The organism is Cytobacillus oceanisediminis, assembly GCF_003182355.1.
Classification (GTDB): domain Bacteria; phylum Bacillota; class Bacilli; order Bacillales; family Cytobacillaceae; genus Cytobacillus; species Cytobacillus oceanisediminis_A.
In genome coordinates, this window is sequence record NZ_QGTW01000001.1 from 75755 (window position 1) to 92934 (window position 17180).

Here is a 17180-nt window from a genome sequence, read left to right on the forward strand (position 1 = left end):
ATGCCTGGTCTCCCTTGGATATGGTAGTTAATGAATGGGAATAACGACGAAAATGCCTGCTCTCTCTTGAAAATGGTTGTTAATCAGTGGGATTAACGTCCAAATTGCCTGCTCTCCCTTGGAAATGGTAGTTAATGAGTGTGATTAACGACGAAATTGCTTGTTCTCTCTTGGATATGGTAGTTAATCAGTGGAATTAACGACGATGTTCTCTCTTTCTTTGTGATATTGTACTTAATCAGTAACGTTAACAACGATGATGTCATCTTCCCCTAGGGATGGTAGTTAATCATCATCTTTTACAATTAGTTATTCGAACCAGTATTCTCTTCCTCAGCTTCTGTTCTGCTATCGGCAGGTAATCCGTGTTTTGGCCGGTATTTCTCTGCAATTGGCCGATAAATCCGCGGTTTTGGCCGGTATTTCTCTATAATTGGCCGGTAATCCTGCTAGTTTGACCGGTATTTGTATCTTCTCCGCCAATGAATAGCTTTTTTAGCATAAAAATTAAAGCCCCAGCCGGAAATTTGCTTAGGATGGGGCTTTATTAGCTTACTCGATTGTTATTTTAGCAGAATTGTAGTTGTTTCCTTTTTCAAACGGGTTGTAATTTTTTTCGATGTTGCCGGCTGCGTCTACTGAGAACCAGTTGATGGTTGTTGTTTTTTCGATTTTAAGCATTTCTGCAGGCTCACGGGTTCCGCTTAGCTGCAGTTTATTGGATTCAAAAGTTGGCTTGGTTCCATCCAGTGTGTAGTAGATGCTGGCTGGTTCGCTTGTTTGGAACTCAACATCTACTGGCCCATTAAAAGTTCCTTTGTCAGGTACAGCCTTTGTAGACGGAGGCTGCTTATCCTTGGATTGTTTATAGGCAACCTCAATCAATCCGATAAGGCCATTGGCAAATTCCATTGCTTCTTCATGGCCTTCTTCAAATTCTGGCTGGAACCCAACAGATCTCCAGCGATTTGCTTCTTCATCCCATAAATCGGCGCCAACTTCAAAGTTCCAAGCGTAGATACCTTTTTCATACCATAAATAATCAGCTGAATTGCCTGCTGCCGAGTATAATACATCAGGAATTGGGCCTGTACGGCTTGGTAAAATAACAGTGCCGCGATGATCTTGGATTTCATTTAAAATATGATCAGATGCTGCCCAATAGAAGGATTCTTCCCCTGCAGTCGGTCTAGGGAGTGTCGTGCGGTTAGCATCATAGGCGCCTGGAGACCACATGAAATAACCGCCGTAGCTATGGATGTTCATCGCAAATTTGATATTCGGGTTTTGATCTGCCAGCCAAACTAGATTTTGTGCCTCTGGTTCTGATGTTTCTTCAGGCCCGGCAAAAGTGGTGCTCGAACAGTTCGTAGTACTAGCTCCAATAAATCCATCAAAAGCGGAACCGACTGAATGGTTACGGTTCAAGTCTACTCCCCAGCTATTTCGGCGCCCCGGATCAGATGCAGTTGGTCCGCAATGGTTGGTCATGTTTTTCCGCTGCATATTGTAATCATAGAAACTGTAATGTGCTCCATCCGGATTCATAGATGGAACCAGGAAAATGTCCAGGTTATCTACTAATTTTTTTGTTTCTCCATCATGAGCATAGTTACGCAGCAAACGTTCTGCTGTTTCAATCGTAACCAGCGGTGTCACCCATTCACGAGCATGCTCTTGTGCATAGCCAAGCACACCTGGCTTTGAACCGTCACGATGCTTTCCAATTCGAATGGCTTTAACAGTGAATGGATCTCTTGAGATTTTTTCCGGAGCATTAAGGTTATCCGTTAATTGGGACTCTTCAGGAACAACAATCCCTGATCCACTATCCCCTCTGTATGTACTGGCAGTGACCAGATTGCTTGCTTGGGAATTAATTGCTGCTGCGACTTCCCTGGCAGCGCTTACAGAATTCCCCTTTGAATCTGTAGCTAAATCCACGATAATCCGTTTTTCTTCAACCAATACATTAAGAGGAGAATTGCTGTCCCCTGTATTCCTGAATTCTACAGAAATATCATTTCCGCCCTCATGTCCCCACGCTTTTGATGTCACTACCACGCTGTTATCCGTCATACTGCCAAGGACCGCCTGTGCATTCCTGCGGTAACCATTTGTTTTATTTGGCATTTCAATAATTTCAACCAAATCAGGGAATTCCGCTGCCAATTTTTCAGCCCTTTCATAAAGTTCAGTAGGATCCATATAATGGTCTACAAAGTCTTTTACATAATGCTTTTTCGGGTTTCCAGGCTTATCATCGCCAAGCCATTCTGTTACCGACTGGCTTGCTGTACCGCCCAGATTGCTTTCAATTTTTACTTGATCCGGTATTTGATCAATAGGCAAAAGCAAATAGTGGTATAAATACTCTCCCATATCTACCTTCCTGCCAAGTGCAGCTGATTTCTCTGCGCCATCCTCTGCCCAGAACGCAGTCAAAGCGGTGCTTGATGTTTCTCCAGCACTAGACTTCGCTTCAATGTATAAAAACGTGCCAGATTGATTTGTGAAATGGTTGGCTCTCAAAATAGTAATCTGATCTTCGGCGGCAGTGATTGAATTCTCCTGCTGCTGTGCCTGTCTGCGTTCCTCTGTTCTTTCCTTCCATTGTTTTTCATTGATTAAAGTATCTTTCACTTTAATTCCATGGGTTTTTAAAAGAGCGATTTCTGTCGGCGTTACAACAGCATCAGCCTCAATAACACCATCATGTTCGTGGATCCGGTGAGTCAAATCAATGCCCAATTCTTGCACTTTTTCCATTGCCTGCTTATTTGGCACCTCAAGCTGGACGACAGATACAGGTTCTTCAACTGGCAAAGGCTGCCCATCCTGTTGAACAGCAGCGGTTGGTGTGCTAAAAGATGGGTATACGGTTGAGAAGCCCAGCCCTGAAATTGCTGTCAAGACGACTAGACCGCTCTTCCACTTTTTATTCTTTGACAAAAAACATACACCTCCTATTTTTTTGTTAAACAAGCCCATTATATGATTTACTATAAAAATAAATTGTCATATTTAGACAGATAACGAGAAAACAAGCTAATATTCCTAACCTTGATAAAATAGATTGAATTTCATAGTGGATTATAGATTAATGATCCTGTGTCAAAATTCTTAATAAGGCTGCCATTTGCTGGAAAATGAAGAAGAAACAGACCTTAATGCTCAATTTCACGAGCGGTATTCACCGTTGTTTAATGGAGAAGTCTGTCGAAGCACGAGAAAAATGTTTTTTTTTAGTTGAGTTATTTATAAATATATTATGTAAACTAAAATGATTAAAAAGTAAATTATAGTCATAAGATTGCCTATTTATAAAGGATTCTCTCCCTTATTTGTTTAATTAATTAATAGACAAAAAGGTGTGGAGGCATGGTTCTTTTGAATGATTTTGCAGCTGACTTGATTTTACATTTTTTGATCATGATGATAATACCTTTTACAAATAACCTCCTCTCTCATCAAAAAGCAGGTATGAAGTCACCATCATTCCTTATGATTGCGCTTATTTTCTCCCTTTTCTTGACTATGGCTTTTCCTGTAACAATTGCTGGGGATCAGTCTTTCGATTTGAAATTTATACCCGTATTTGTGGCTTATTTCTATATCCATCCTGCTGCGGGGATTATTACTATCATTGCATTAATCGGTTTTAAAGCCATTTTTTCAGCGGGATCCCTCTTGATCATGACCATAAATTATTCGGTTATCGCTGTTCTCTTTTACCTTGCGTCGAAATATTATCAGAAATGCTCTTTCAGGCAAAAGCTTTGTCTTGCAGCGGTATTTTATGTACCGATTACCATTACTCGTTATCTAATTTTTATTCAGGAGGGGCTTTACGGCGATGCTATATACCTTATCTTGTTCTCGATCGTTTCGATTGTGACCATTTCCATGATTATTTATTTAATTGAAATCGATCGATTACAGGCCGCCATGATGGAAAAGCTGAAGAGTGCGGATAAATTAAATGCCATAAGCCAGCTGGCAGCATCTGTTGCCCACGAAATCAGAAATCCTATGACCACGGTAAGAGGATTTCTGCAAATACTAAAAGATGACCAGAATCTCACTTCAGATCAGAGTACCTTTATTTCAGTATCATTGGACGAACTAGACCGGACCAACCACATTATCAATGATTTTCTTTCACTTGCTCGTCCGGATAGCTCTATTTCCGGAAAGGTCGTTCTTTCGGCTACGCTTTTTGAAGTGGCGGATTTTATGAGGCCGTATGCACTAATGGCTAAGGTCGAAATTAAAACAAAGATTTCAGATGGCATTTTTATTAACGGGAATAGGAATGAACTCAAGCAGCTTTTTATTAATCTAATAAAAAATAGTATTGAAGCGATGCCTGATGGAGGAATTTTAGAGGTTTCCGCATTTGAAAAAGGAAGCACTGCATATATTCAAATAAAAGATGAGGGAATTGGCCTTTCGCAAAAGCAATTGTCAATGCTTGGCCAGCCATACTATTCAACGAAAACAAAAGGTACCGGACTCGGTCTGATGATCTCTTTTGATATAATTAAGCGCATGAAGGGCGAGTATATTATTGATAGCTTAGAGAATGATGGGACGACCTTTACAATCATATTCCCATTGTTTAAATTATCTGATGAACGGATAAAAGTTTCACTCGATAAAGCAAACTCTGCCGGCCGACATCAACCGACTTAGATATCACTCTTTGAGCAAAAACAAATGAAATTTCTGCACTGATGTCAAAAATTGCGCTTTCCCGAGAAATGAAATATTTGAGTAATCGTTTTTATATGGAACCAATGGAATATATTGTTCCAGGCATAGCGGTTGTTCTCTGAAGGTCTATAAAAAGGAAAAGGGCAAAGAAAAAAGCCTTCAGTGAAGGCTTTTTTTAGTTTAAACTTTTTCCTATCCCCTGCCTGATGCACGGCCTTTGATAAAGTTTACGACAATAATGATGGCTGCAATCACTAGCAGTAGATGGATGATGCCGCCTGCTACTTCAAATATTAATCCGAGTATCCATAATACAAGCAAAATACCTGCAATCGTCCAAAGCATCCTAACCTCTCCTTCCATTTTTGTTTATATTGCTTACATACCCTGCATAAAAGCCGGACAAACTTCCGCGTCACTTTTAAAAAAAGGATAAAAATAACATTGCTTCAATTAAAATAGAATTGATGACAATGTTATTTTCACATGTGAAGATCTTATTTATACAGAGAGAATCTCGTTTTCCAGGGCTTTTGCTGCGTTTGCAATTTCCTCGTTTTCTTTTAGCAAAGCGAAAAGCCCTTTTAGCACCACTTTCTCGGGACGGGATCTTTTTGTTTCTTCGGAAATGCGGTTGGCAATTTCTTTTAAGCTGGATGATTGATGAAGATCCATGTTGTTTAGTTTGTTGTAAAGTGTTTTCCAGGCCTGCTCCCTTTTTTCAAAAGAAACGAAGGCCCCCTCCCTATCCATATCGACGATAAAGTCCTGCATCATTTCATCATTAAGGATAGGTTGGCCATTCCCATTTAGAAAGTCATTTGCCATAACATCCAGCTGCCTAACGATGTGTTTGCCAATAGCAGCAGGTTTTGCTTCTGCCTGCCCTGTCACCATGAGCATCATATAGGTACGATAGATGGATTGCGTCATGAACAGCAGATCCCATTTATAAGTAGTTATTTCTTCTCCGTAAAGTTCTAGCAAGCTATTCTGCAGCCAAGAAAATAAGCGGCCTCTCATCCTGTGTTCCATGGCAGAAATCTTTTTGTTATTCGTCCCGGTTTCGCCACGCATATGCATTTTCATATAAGCTTTATAATCGAGAATTCCCTCAAACTGAACCTCAAATTGTTTCTCAAGCTTTTCCCTCGGCGGCAGATCCCCGTCAAGACCTATGATGAAAACACGCTCGAACACAAGCTGCTGATAATGTTCATAAATCGAAATGATCAGATCTTCTTTTGATGTAAAAAAAGAATACAATGAGCCCTTGGAAATCCCCACTCCCTCGGCAATCTCCTGCATGGATGTATGGCTGTATCCTTTCTCGGCAAAAAGCTCAACTGCCGTTTCTAAAATGGCTTCTCTTTTATTCATAAAAGCACCTCGGACATTAATTGGTTTTGTATCTAATCTTAGCACATTCATTGTTGACTCCATCTGCAAAAACATGCAAAATGACTATTGAGTCAATTATATTTCCTTGTTATATAGAGGTTTGAAACTATTTTATTCATCATTTGACCCGCGAGTCAATACCCTGAGGAGGAACATGTATGCTTGGATGGATACTAAAGCGATCCCAAATTTTTATTATCTTGTTTTTACTATTTGTTATTATTGGCGTGTTTACGTTCATGCAGCTTCCGCAAAGGGAAATTCCTGAAACCACTGTCAATATCGGCACAGTCAATACTGTCTATCCCGGTGCTGCTGTTGATAGTGTAGAACGAAATATAACAAACCCCTTAGAATCAAAATTGCTGTCTATTGATGGAATTGAAGACATCAGTTCTTCTTCGGCCGCTGGCTTCTCGGCTATAATCGTAACCGTATCCGACGGAGAAGACAAAAAAGAAGTTTTCAGCAATGTCCGCCAGGCAGTATCGGATACAGCTTCCGGATTTCCTGAAGAAGCATTTGAACCCGAAATTAATGAGTCAACGATTAAAATGCCAATCGTCTCTTATCATTTGACTAGTAATGGTATGGAGAATCTTCTTCCATTAAAAAAAGAATTAACTCGCTGGAAAGAGGAAGTTGAATCCTTAAGAGGAGTATCGGGAGTAACAATTAAAGGTCTCCCGGAAGAAGAATTAGCGATCCAGCTGGATCCTGAGCTATTAAAAGAAAAAGGCATTATCCTTCCTGATGTGATCGAGGCAATTAACGAGGAATATTACCCAACTCCCATTGGGAAGCAGGAAATAAATCAAGAAGTTGTGCAATTGACTGTCGATCATTTTACTTCTGAAGAGCAAATTGAGGATTTATTTGTAGGAAAGTCTCCTCAAGGGGAATCAGTCCTGTTGGGAGATGTGGGAAAGGCTGGAATTGTTCATCAGGAACAAGAAGATATCGTAACACTAGATGGAAAGCCCTCTATTTCGTTTACCGCATTTGTGGAAGAAGGCCAGGATATCCCGTCTGTTGATGAAAGAGTAAGTGAAAAAGTGAAGGAGCTCAGTACAGGGTTGCCTGACAATGTAACACTTGAGAATTACTACTCTCAGGCTAATTTGGTAACAGATATTTTTGACGGATTATTCCTATCTCTCGCCATTTCAGTAATTGCGGTTATTTTAACTACTGCGCTTGGTTTAACGGCATCTGGCGCTTTTGTCGTGGCGCTTGCCATTCCAATCTCTGTCTTAATGGGGCTGATTCCCCTGCCGTTTTCGGATGTAGATTTAAATCAAATATCAGTCATTGGTGCAATCATCGCATTAGGCATTCTGGTTGATGATTCGATTGTTGTTAATGATAATATACAAAGACGCTACAAGCTGGGTGATAATGCCCTTGCCGGCGCTGTAAACGGGACAAAAGAAATATGGGTCTCCATTGTCACCTCTTCACTGGCGATCGTTTTTACATTTCTTCCGCTCGTCTTTTTATCTGGGGGCAATGGAGCATTTATCCGTGCATTGCCGACAGTCCTGATTACGACTATTTTGGCATCAACATTCGTTGCGCTGATTTTTGTGCCGATGATGCGTTTTATGATTTATCGAAAAACTAGTAAAAAGGTTTCAGATGCACCTGGTTTATTGGGCAAACCATTGAATAAAACAGCTGATTTCTATGCTGATAAAATTTTAAAGCCTTTTTCAAAAAAACCAAAACTTGTTTCTATCCTTGGATTGATTTTTACAACAGTAATTTTGGGATTGGTTGTATTAACACCGTTTGAATTTTTCCCGGCTGCTGACCGCGAAGAAGTAACGATTGATGTTTCCCTGCCGATCGGAACGATTCTTGAGGAAACAGCAAATGAGCTAGAAAAGATTGAAGAAATGCTTTTAAGTGATGAGGGTGTAACGGAAACGAGCATATTTGCCGGATCCGGGCTGCCTAATCTGTTTAATAGTTCACTCAAGGTAACTGGTCCTCATACAGGACAAATCGTGGCTCGAGTAGATCGGGAAAGCCAGACAGCGCAGGGGTTGATTGATGACTGGTCTTCCGTGCTTCGGGATAAATATCCTGATGCTGAAATTTTTATGGAAACCATCCAGCAGGGGCCTCCTGCCGGCGCACCAGTAACGGTAATGATTAAAGGACCGGAAATCGGGAAGCTTTTGGAGCTTCGGGATAGCCTGACAGTAGATATGAAAAAAGCAGGAGCCGATTTTGTTGTCGATAATATCGGTAATCCTGAGCCTACCTTAAAGTATGTACCGAACCGGGAGCTTTTAGAGAATTATGGAATCACGGTTAACCAGATTAGTGAGCAAATTCGTCTTGCATCCGAAGGGATTTCTCTTAAACCTTTTGACAATGGAGTTACCAAAATGGATATGCGTATCCTTCTAGGTGAAAAAGATGAAGCTCTTGATCTTTCCGAGCTTGAAATTGCGGTTGGCAGTGCCCGGGGAGGTCCTCCAACTCTTGTGTCTATTGACACTCTTGTAGATGAAGAAAGAACCGAAGAAATTCAGCGGATCCCTCACCTTAATGGAGATCGTGCTATTACGATCAGAGCTTTCCCGAAGGATAAAGAGAATTTCAAGGAAAATGTCCAGAAAGTCGTTGAAGGTGAACGGGAAGAGCTGAATGATAATGATTATAGCATTTCAATAGGCGGAGAAAACCAGGCGCAAAATGATTTTTTTGCTGAGATTACCGTTTTATTTATCATTGTCATCTTTCTCGTATACTTGCTGATTGCCTTCCAGTTTAACTCACTGGGACTTCCATTCCTCGTCTTGGTTGCTGTTTATCTGGCGATTGCAGGTGCAATCCTCGGACTATTTGTCACACAAACGCCCATCAGCTTCCTTGCCGTTATGGGGATGGTTTCATTGACCGGAATTGTAGTTAGAAACTCTGTCGTGCTGATTGAATTTATGGAACAAGGTCTAAGAAATGGAATGGCTATAAAAGAAGCAGTTGTAGAAGCAGGCCGTACAAGAATCCGCCCCATCCTGCTAACAGCACTCACTTCCATTGTAGCATTAATCCCTGTAGCAGTAAGCGGCGATGCCTTATTTACGCCTCTTGCCATCACGATCATCTCAGGCATCCTGTTCTCGGTTATTCTAACCCTGATCATCGTGCCGATGATGTATCTGGCATTCAAAAAGGTACCAGGTACCTATACCGCACTAGACCAGTAAGCTGCAAAAACCTTCCTGCCAATATGGTGAAAGGTTTTTCGCATCCTTTTACTTTGATTGCATATACTATATTCACGGCCGTCCACCTCTTCTAACTTCGCTTCGTTGCGGGACTAACCAGACCGGAATGTGGGCGGCCCCCTTTCAGTACCAGGTACCTATACCACCACTAGACCAGTTTCATTACACACCATAAAGGCTGCAAACCTCTTCGGGTTTGCAGCTTTATTTTTTAAGGTCCTTCGTCAATTAGTTCGTATCCGGGAATTAGTTCTGACAGCGGGACTATATTTTTTTTGTATATAGACAGGGATATATTCCTTCAAAACGGATACCATTTTGGGAACTGTGTGGCCGTATGTATAAAAGCACTCAAAAAGAAGAAAACCCGCACATAATGTATGTAACGGGTTCATGGAAGAAGTTATACTCCCCGCTTATTGCCCCAAATATATGTGTGGAGCTGCGGCAGGACTTTTATATCCTTCAAATCAGGGTCAACCATCGTTTTCTCGATGAGCCAATTATATTTGCCAAGAAGTCTTTGAATGAGATCCTGGTCATCAGCAGTAGCCGTATCATCATTACCCACCTGCAAATAAAATGGGATGCCAGGATAGCGCTTATAGACCATTTTTGCATACTCATAGTCATCATCATTAAAGATAACAATCTTTAATGAGACGTGTTTATTTCTATCGCCTCTTTTTTGGAGTTTTCCGAGGATCAAATCAAGCATTTCAAAATCCGTTTTCATTCCTGAGCTTGGAGGCTTAGGTGAAATGGTCAGTTCATCAATTTCATAAAACCAGTCCTGCCAGCGGCTTCCCTGGGTTTCAAGGCATACTTGGATCCTTTCTGCTTTCAGTAAAGAAATGAACTCATCGAGGTTTTTCAATAGAGCTGGATTGCCACCGGAGATGGTAACAAAGGAAAAACCCTCGCCCCCGAGTTCTTTTAACTCCTTCCAAATCTCATCGGGTTCCATTTGGCGGATGCTGTCTTTTGCGCTGCCATCCCAGGTAAAAGCGGAATCGCACCAGCTGCAGGAATAATCACAGCCTGCTGTACGGACAAACATCGTTTTCTGGCCGATAACCATTCCTTCACCCTGGATGGTCGGCCCGAAAATCTCAAGAACAGGGATTTTACTCAACCTCCATCCACTCCCTTCTTGCTTCAGCATAGCTGGTAGGAGTTTCATAAAGGCGGACAAATTCCACCCGTGCCCCAATATATTGATCCTTCCGGTTTTGAAGGGATTCCGCCATTTTTTCATAAATCCAGACAACCATGTTCTCAGCTGTCGTATTCATAGGCGGAAGTGTTTCATTTAAATATTTATGGTCAAGGAAAATCTCAATTTCTTTTTTCCAGATTTCTTTAATATCGCCAAAGTCAATCATAAGGCCTCTGTCATCAACAAATCCGCTGATGCCAAAAATGACTTTGTAAGTGTGCCCATGCAGGTTTTTGCATTTGCCTTCATAGCAATGAAGGTGATGGGCCGAATCAAAGGTGAATTCCTTGCTGACAAGAACGCGTTTTTGATGATATTTTAGCTGATCTCGTTTAATATCCTTGTCAATCTTTTGAAGTTTATCAACAATCCTGAATCCGTACATGGCTTACAGCTCTCCTTTCTCTTGGAGGTATTCTTCAAGCCCTTTTTGCCTTAAATGGCATGCCGGACACTCGCCGCAGCCATCAGAAGGAATTCCGTTGTAGCAAGTGAGCGTTTTTTCTCGTACATAGTCAAGCGCATTCAGTTCATCTGCCAGCTTCCATGTTTCCGCTTTATTCAGCCACATTAGTGGCGTATGAATGACAAACTGCTGGTCCATTGAAAGGTTAAGAGTTACATTTAGTGATTTTATAAAAACGTCCCTGCAATCCGGGTATCCGCTAAAGTCTGTTTCGCAAACACCAGTAATGATGTGCTTCGCATTGATCTGGCTGGCAAGGACACCAGTAAAGGATAGGAATAGCAGGTTCCTCCCAGGTACAAATGTGGATGGCAGCTCTCCTTCTTCTCCATCCTTCACTTCGATTTCGTCACGAGTAAGGGCATTTGGAGCGAGCTGATTTAATAAAGACATATCAAGAATATGATGCTTGACGCCCAATTCTTTTGCAATTTCTTGTGCACATTCAATCTCAAGCTTATGGCGCTGATTATAATTAAAAGTCACTGCTTCTACTTCTGCAAATCGTTCTTTTGCCCAAAATAAGCATGTGGTGCTATCCTGGCCGCCGCTGAAAACAACGAGCGCTTTATCATTTTTCATAAAAATTCTCCTTTAAATAGAAAAACAGGACTACTAAGAAAGCAGGCCTGTTTTCCTTAGTTTTTTAAAGAGGGTAGCTAGAACCTCTACCGTAAACATACGGATTTCTTTTTAGCTATCACTTTATCTTATCATATTTTCAGCTTTTTTACAGGTACATTTTGTTTTGAGGAAGATGTTTTATTTTTCAAAATCGTGGAAAAGGGAATAATGCAAGGCCAAAAACCAGAAGGAGGGACTGAAGCCATGATCAGGTTTACAGCGACTTCACGGTATTCGTTTGGCATTGCAAAGAAAGGAATCTTTGCTCGTAGGTCAGCGGGGATGCAAGTGCAGGATAGGCCCACACTAATCCGCTTTGGCCTGATGCAATAGGATTCCTGTAAACCCTTATGGGGACTGAAAAAAGGTGCGAACCAATCGGTTTGCACCTTTTTTCATGATTAATTTTCGGCATCCGCTTCTAGAAGGTCCCAGGCAGTTATGATCCCTTTTGGCTTTTCAGTCGGCATTCCCTTTTCAGTAACAATAATGCCTTCCAGTTTTTCACTTTTGGACCGGTACTCTTCAAATAAATCCTCTAAATCAAATATGGACGTATCTTTGCTGACAAACGTTATTTGATGCTTCGATTTTTTATTAAAAAGCTCTTTTATTTGCACTTTTTTTAGCTGGATTGTTTCTTCTGTAAAATGCTCGGCCATCCATTTCACGATATCTGCTGAAGTCAGCAGCCACGAGTACTCTTCCTTTCTATTATAAATAGGAAACTGGGAGTGTGAAAACTTATTGATAATGGCCAATACATCTGACAGCTTTCCATCCTCATAAAAATAAAAAACTGGTGTCGCGGCAATCGAGAGTGCGGATTTCGGCTTTTCAAAATGCTCAGCAATCCTTTCGATTCTTTCAACTGTCTCCAAATGAGGTTCGGCAATGTAATAGTCGAGTTCGATTTTCTCATGCACAATTGCATTTCTTAGTTTGGCAAACTGATATAAATCATCCTCATATAATCGGATGAGTGAATGATTTTTTTGGATTTCAATCAATTTATAAAATTTATCTGTTCTAGCTTTTTTAGCAGATTGTTTTAAGGCTTTATGAATACGGTTAAAAGCCGCTTCGAATCTTTCTGATAGGTTAATTTCTGTGTTTGCACCCACGAGTATCTCTCCCTAATTCATAGTGTTCCTTCTTTATTCCCATTTGTAGAGGTTTTGTAAACTATGAAGAGATCGCGTGAATATTTATACACTTAAAATGGTCCTGTTGAGTTTGGGAAAATTAATAACTTTCCTTTTAAAAGTGCGTGAATCCAATAAAATAGAAATGTTTATTAAGGTAAATATCAAAAACTTTGTTTTACTCACTTATGAATAAATATTGGAACAAGAATTTGCACAAAAAGAATTTTCAGTTTATTATAGTATGATATATTCAGTTTATTCAAAGTTGCTGCATAGCTGGAAAACACTGGACCTTACACCTTTTTCAAAACCTATCGAAATCAATTTTCATAGGTGTTGGTGAATAGAGTAAGATTCCTAATTGCATTTAGGAGCAAAACCTAATTACTTTTTCTAGAATAATATTTTCAAAAGAAAGCAGGTGAAAAGATGGAATATAATTTACACCCTTTGGGAGATAATGCTGTCCTAATTGAACTGGGAAACGAAATTAGCCAAGAAGCCCACGAAAAGGTTCAGGCCTTAACAGCAGTTCTTGAAAAGCAGCCGCCGGATTGGATGACTGAATACATCCCTGCTTATACGACTGTTTGCATTTTTTATGATCCTCTGTTCATTTATCAGCTTTCAAATGAGAAGCTTCCATATGACCACGTTTGTTCTCTTATTCAACCGCTTATGGAGGGTTTAGAAGCAAGCAAAGCTGCAGATGCAAGGGTGGTTGAAATTCCGGTTTGCTATGGCGGTGACTTTGGTCCGGATCTGGAGTATGTTGCAAAGCATAATGGAATTACACCAGAGGAGGTCATTAACATTCATTCTTCGGGCGACTATCTTGTTTATATGATCGGGTTTGCTCCAGGCTTCCCTTTTATTGGAGGCATGTCCGAGAAAATCGCTGCTCCCCGAAGGGAATCTCCCCGTTTGAAAATTCCAGAAAGAACGGTTGGCATCGCAGGCATGCAGACTGGAATCTATCCGATCGAAACACCTGGCGGCTGGCAGCTGATTGGGCGAACTCCTGTGAAATTGTTTCGCCCGCATGATGATTCCCCTACCTTGTTAAAAGCCGGGGATAAGATTAAATTCAAACCGATTAGTCTGAAAGAATACGAGAATTGGAAGGAGACGGAGTAATGCTTAAAATTAAAAAACCGGGTCTCCTTTCAAATATACAGGATATGGGGAGAACCGGTTTCCAAAAATTTGGCGTGATTGCTAGCGGAGCGATGGACCCATTTGCACACCGAATGGCTAATTTACTGACAGGTAATGCTGAAAATGAACCCACTCTGGAAATAACCATGCTTGGGCCCACAATTATTTTTGAAGAAGATGCCCTTATCTCTATTTGCGGCGGGGATCTATCTCCAGCTATAAATGGCGTACCTGTTCGCTCCTGGAGATCTATTTTTGTGAAAAAAGGCAGCGAACTAAAATTCGGCTATACCCGGAGCGGCTGCCGGGCCTATTTGGGTGTTGCCGGAGGCTTCCCTGTACCCGAAGTAATGAAAAGCAAAGCCACTTATTTGCGTGCTGGCATTGGCGGTTATGAAGGAAGGGCTTTAAAAGCTGGTGACCTGCTTGTTTTGGGGACACCATCAGACCAATCAGATAAAATGACGGAATATTTAGCACGTCAGTTACAAAGCCAGTCTTTTTTAGAAAGTGATTGGTCCATAACAGCCGAGCTCATTCCGAATACTGAATCCAATCCGTTCATCCGATTCACAAAGGGCCGGCAATTTGAGCTTTTTTCAAAAGAGAGCCGGCAAAAACTGATCGGTGACGCCTTTGAAGTAACTGCACAGTCAGATCGAATGGGTTACAGGCTGAAGGGCCCTGCCCTTTCATTATCTGAGCCCACGGAATTGATTTCCGAGGCAGTCAATTTTGGTTCAATACAGGTTCCGCCTGATGGGAATCCGATCGTTTTGCTTGCAGACAGGCAAACAACCGGAGGCTATCCAAAAATCGGCCAAGTGGCTTTTGTCGACCTCCCTCTGCTTGCACAGGCCAAGCCCGGTGATAAGCTGAGATTTGTGGAAATATCGCATGAAAAGGCTCAGCGCCTATACCTCGAGAGGGAATGGAAATTGAAAGAATTGAAACAAGGAATCTATTTAAAAACCAGATAGGAGGAAAATGAGATGCATATTGTTGATATTAATTGTGATATGGGTGAAAGTTTTGGAGCGTATAAAATGGGACGGGATGAGGAGATCCTGGAATATATTACTTCTGCCAATATTGCGTGCGGCTATCATGCAGGCGACCCTGCCACGATGCGCAAAACGGTAAAGATGGCATTGGATAAAAACGTCGGAATCGGCGTACACCCTGGCTTGCAGGATCTTTCCGGATTCGGACGGCGCGAAATCAGCATTACATCCCAGGAAGCCTATGACCTGGTAGTCTACCAAATCGGGGCTTTATATGGTTTTGTTAAATCCGAAGGCGGTAAGCTTCAGCATGTAAAGCCTCATGGAGCCCTATTCAATATGGCTTCCAAAAGCGGTCCTCTTTCTGAGGCAATTGCCGAAGCGGTATATAAAGTGGATCCTGAATTGATTCTATTTGGTCTTGCTGGCAGTGAGCTTGTGAAAGCCGGGAAAAAAATCGGCCTCCGTTCTGCCCATGAAGTGTTCTCAGACCGTACCTACCAGGAAGATGGCTCGCTAACTTCCAGAAGAGAAAGCAATGCCCTCATCACAGACCATACAGCTGCAGTTAAACAAGTGATCCGGATGGTAAAGGAAGGAAAAGTAACTGCTATTCAAGGTACGGAAGTTTCCATCGAAGCCAATACGATATGCATTCACGGCGACGGTGAAAGCGCACTTGAATTTGCCAAATATATTCCAACTGCTCTGAGGGATGCAGGGATTAAGGTAGCTAAAATTAGTGATTTTTTGAAATGAAAGAGGCCTTTATGGGAAGTTGATGATAGTTTGGCCTGAGTGATGAAATATGGCTAAAGCTTATGATAAAAAACGAAATAGTTGACGATATAGCTAAAGTTGATTGATATTTTTTGCAAAGTTGACGATAAACATAAATCTCACTTCCTTGGATCGCTTTTTTAGAAACAAAAAGCGGCATAAGAGCCCTGTTTCTTAAATTTTTCTCGAAACACTTTAAAATTAAACAAAACAGGGGGAAACTGAATGAAAAAGCAAACGAATGCGAGCTTATTGCTGGGGGCCGCGTTCCTAATGGCGACATCTGCCATAGGACCAGGATTCCTCACACAAACAACTGTATTTACTGAAACACTTTTAGCCAGCTTTGGCTTTGTTATTTTAATATCAATTATTATTGATATTGGTGCACAAATGAATATTTGGCGAATTATTGCTGTTTCCGAGAAACGGGCACAGGATATTGCTAACGATCTCCTTCCTGGTCTTGGTTATTTCCTCGCTGTCCTTATTGTCATGGGCGGTCTGGCTTTTAATATTGGGAACATCGCCGGAGCCGGCCTGGGTACCAATGTAATTTTTGGCATCTCCCCTGAAATGGGTGCTTTGCTAAGCGGAATCCTGGCCATAGGGATTTTTATTGTAAAAGAAGCTGGAAGGCTGATGGACCGCTTTACACAGATTTTAGGATTTGTGATGATTGGCCTTACCATTTATGTCATGTTTACTGCACAGCCTCCAGTTGGCGAAGCTGTTGTTAAAACATTCGCCCCGGATAAAATTGATATTCTTGCCATTATTACTTTGGTTGGCGGAACAGTTGGCGGATATATTACATTCGCTGGCGGCCATCGCTTGATTGACGCAGGGGTTAAAGGAAAAGAAGCTCTTCCTGAAGTTACAAAAAGCTCCATCAGTGCGATTGGTATTGCATCTATCATGCGTATATTCCTCTTCCTTGCTGCATTGGGGGTTGTATCTCAAGGATTGGCGCTCGATCCATCCAACCCTCCTGCTTCCGTATTCCAATTGGCAGCAGGCAATATCGGCTATAAAATTTTCGGGGTTGTTATGTGGGCTGCCGCTGTAACCTCTGTAGTCGGCGCAGCTTATACATCTGTTTCCTTTATTCGTACCTTCAGCCCGGTCCTGGAAAAATATCACAAATGGCTGATTGTAAGTTTTATTGCCATATCCACACTTGTTTTTGTCATCATCGGAAAACCTGTTAAGATTTTAGTTTTAGTTGGTTCATTAAATGGTTTAATTTTGCCGATTGCATTAGGTGTCATGCTGGTTGCTGCCTATAAAACCAAAATTGTCGGTGACTATAAGCATCCGCTTTGGATGACGATTTTTGGCGTGATAATTGTTGCTGCCATGTCTTACATGGGTGTTTATTCATTAATAAATGGTATTCCACAATTATTTAAATAAGGCTGA

Annotated in this window: 14 protein-coding genes and 1 riboswitch; of the genes, 7 read left to right on the forward strand and 7 right to left on the reverse strand. The window is 41.3% G+C overall.

Features of this window, described 5'->3' with window-relative positions:
* Nucleotides 1–552: 552 nt before the first annotated feature.
* On the reverse strand, nt 553–2952 hold the full coding sequence (locus tag DFO73_RS00385; RefSeq protein ID WP_219993411.1) for a M14 family metallopeptidase: 2400 nt from the start codon (nt 2950–2952) through the stop codon (nt 553–555).
* A 438-nt stretch (nt 2953–3390) separates the two neighbouring features.
* Here DFO73_RS00385 and DFO73_RS00390 point away from each other — a divergent pair, with 438 nt between their 5' ends.
* Nucleotides 3391–4695, forward strand: coding sequence for a sensor histidine kinase (locus DFO73_RS00390; protein ID WP_110063511.1), 1305 nt, complete (start codon nt 3391–3393; stop codon nt 4693–4695).
* Between the two features lie 213 nt (nt 4696–4908).
* On the opposite strand, the gene DFO73_RS00395 is transcribed toward DFO73_RS00390, so the two are convergent.
* A complete protein-coding gene (locus DFO73_RS00395) occupies nt 4909–5061 on the reverse strand; it encodes a lmo0937 family membrane protein (protein WP_110062821.1) in 153 nt (50 codons plus the stop codon).
* Nucleotides 5062–5217: 156 nt separating this feature from the next.
* Nucleotides 5218–6147 (reverse strand): TetR/AcrR family transcriptional regulator, encoded by a 930-nt coding sequence (locus tag DFO73_RS00400; protein ID WP_258309122.1) that lies wholly within the window; start codon nt 6145–6147, stop codon nt 5218–5220.
* Nucleotides 6148–6275: 128 nt separating this feature from the next.
* Here DFO73_RS00400 and DFO73_RS00405 point away from each other — a divergent pair, with 128 nt between their 5' ends.
* Nucleotides 6276–9338, forward strand: coding sequence for an efflux RND transporter permease subunit (locus DFO73_RS00405; RefSeq protein ID WP_110062822.1), 3063 nt, complete (start codon nt 6276–6278; stop codon nt 9336–9338).
* A gap of 424 nt (nt 9339–9762) precedes the next feature.
* On the opposite strand, the gene queE is transcribed toward DFO73_RS00405, so the two are convergent.
* From queE to queC, 3 genes are read right to left on the reverse strand one after another with little or no spacing between them, the layout of a single operon-like run.
* Nucleotides 9763–10494: a 7-carboxy-7-deazaguanine synthase QueE gene (queE, locus tag DFO73_RS00410; RefSeq protein ID WP_110062823.1), complete on the reverse strand. Its 732-nt coding sequence runs from the start codon at nt 10492–10494 to the stop codon at nt 9763–9765.
* Nucleotides 10487–10963, reverse strand: coding sequence for a 6-carboxytetrahydropterin synthase QueD (gene queD / locus DFO73_RS00415; RefSeq protein ID WP_110062824.1), 477 nt, complete (start codon nt 10961–10963; stop codon nt 10487–10489). The genes queE and queD overlap by 8 nt, the downstream gene beginning before the upstream one ends.
* Before the next feature lie 3 nt (nt 10964–10966).
* Nucleotides 10967–11626: a 7-cyano-7-deazaguanine synthase QueC gene (gene queC / locus DFO73_RS00420; RefSeq protein WP_110062825.1), complete on the reverse strand. Its 660-nt coding sequence runs from the start codon at nt 11624–11626 to the stop codon at nt 10967–10969.
* Nucleotides 11627–11676: 50 nt separating this feature from the next.
* Nucleotides 11677–11719: riboswitch (PreQ1 riboswitch) on the reverse strand.
* A 153-nt stretch (nt 11720–11872) separates the two neighbouring features.
* Between queC and DFO73_RS29060 the strand changes: the two genes are divergently transcribed.
* Nucleotides 11873–12001: a hypothetical protein gene (locus tag DFO73_RS29060; RefSeq protein WP_258309124.1), complete on the forward strand. Its 129-nt coding sequence runs from the start codon at nt 11873–11875 to the stop codon at nt 11999–12001.
* A gap of 68 nt (nt 12002–12069) precedes the next feature.
* Here the strand turns inward: DFO73_RS29060 and DFO73_RS00425 are convergent, their stop codons facing one another.
* Nucleotides 12070–12792: a CBS domain-containing protein gene (locus tag DFO73_RS00425; RefSeq protein WP_258309125.1), complete on the reverse strand. Its 723-nt coding sequence runs from the start codon at nt 12790–12792 to the stop codon at nt 12070–12072.
* Between the two features lie 453 nt (nt 12793–13245).
* Between DFO73_RS00425 and pxpB the strand changes: the two genes are divergently transcribed.
* The 4 genes from pxpB to DFO73_RS00445 all read left to right on the forward strand — a co-directional run bounded on the left by pxpB (nt 13246) and on the right by DFO73_RS00445 (nt 17174).
* Nucleotides 13246–13953, forward strand: coding sequence for a 5-oxoprolinase subunit PxpB (pxpB, locus tag DFO73_RS00430; RefSeq protein ID WP_110062826.1), 708 nt, complete (start codon nt 13246–13248; stop codon nt 13951–13953).
* The gene (locus DFO73_RS00435; protein WP_110062827.1) at nt 13953–14954 is read left to right on the forward strand and encodes a biotin-dependent carboxyltransferase family protein; all 1002 of its coding nucleotides are present in this window, start codon (nt 13953–13955) and stop codon (nt 14952–14954) included. The genes pxpB and DFO73_RS00435 overlap by 1 nt, the downstream gene beginning before the upstream one ends.
* A 12-nt stretch (nt 14955–14966) precedes the next feature.
* Complete coding sequence (locus DFO73_RS00440) at nt 14967–15737, forward strand: LamB/YcsF family protein (protein WP_110062828.1); 771 nt, start codon at nt 14967–14969, stop codon at nt 15735–15737.
* Nucleotides 15738–15983: 246 nt separating this feature from the next.
* Entirely contained in the window at nt 15984–17174 is a 1191-nt protein-coding gene (locus DFO73_RS00445; protein ID WP_110062829.1) for an NRAMP family divalent metal transporter, read from the forward strand.
* The last annotated feature ends 6 nt before the right edge of the window (nt 17175–17180 follow it).

Excerpts from the sequence above, each read along its gene's own strand:
- DFO73_RS00440 (WP_110062828.1), top strand. The coding sequence starts at position 14,967 with ATGCATATTGTTGATATTAATTGTGATATGGGTGAAAGTTTTGGAGCG.
- DFO73_RS29060 (WP_258309124.1), top strand. The coding sequence starts at position 11,873 with ATGATCAGGTTTACAGCGACTTCACGGTATTCGTTTGGCATTGCAAAG.
- DFO73_RS00400 (WP_258309122.1), bottom strand. The coding sequence starts at position 6,147 with ATGAATGTGCTAAGATTAGATACAAAACCAATTAATGTCCGAGGTGCT.
- DFO73_RS00435 (WP_110062827.1), top strand. The coding sequence starts at position 13,953 with ATGCTTAAAATTAAAAAACCGGGTCTCCTTTCAAATATACAGGATATG.
- queD (WP_110062824.1), bottom strand. The coding sequence starts at position 10,963 with ATGTACGGATTCAGGATTGTTGATAAACTTCAAAAGATTGACAAGGAT.
- queC (WP_110062825.1), bottom strand. The coding sequence starts at position 11,626 with ATGAAAAATGATAAAGCGCTCGTTGTTTTCAGCGGCGGCCAGGATAGC.
- DFO73_RS00405 (WP_110062822.1), top strand. The coding sequence starts at position 6,276 with ATGCTTGGATGGATACTAAAGCGATCCCAAATTTTTATTATCTTGTTT.
- pxpB (WP_110062826.1), top strand. The coding sequence starts at position 13,246 with ATGGAATATAATTTACACCCTTTGGGAGATAATGCTGTCCTAATTGAA.
- DFO73_RS00445 (WP_110062829.1), top strand. The coding sequence starts at position 15,984 with ATGAAAAAGCAAACGAATGCGAGCTTATTGCTGGGGGCCGCGTTCCTA.
- DFO73_RS00395 (WP_110062821.1), bottom strand. The coding sequence starts at position 5,061 with ATGCTTTGGACGATTGCAGGTATTTTGCTTGTATTATGGATACTCGGA.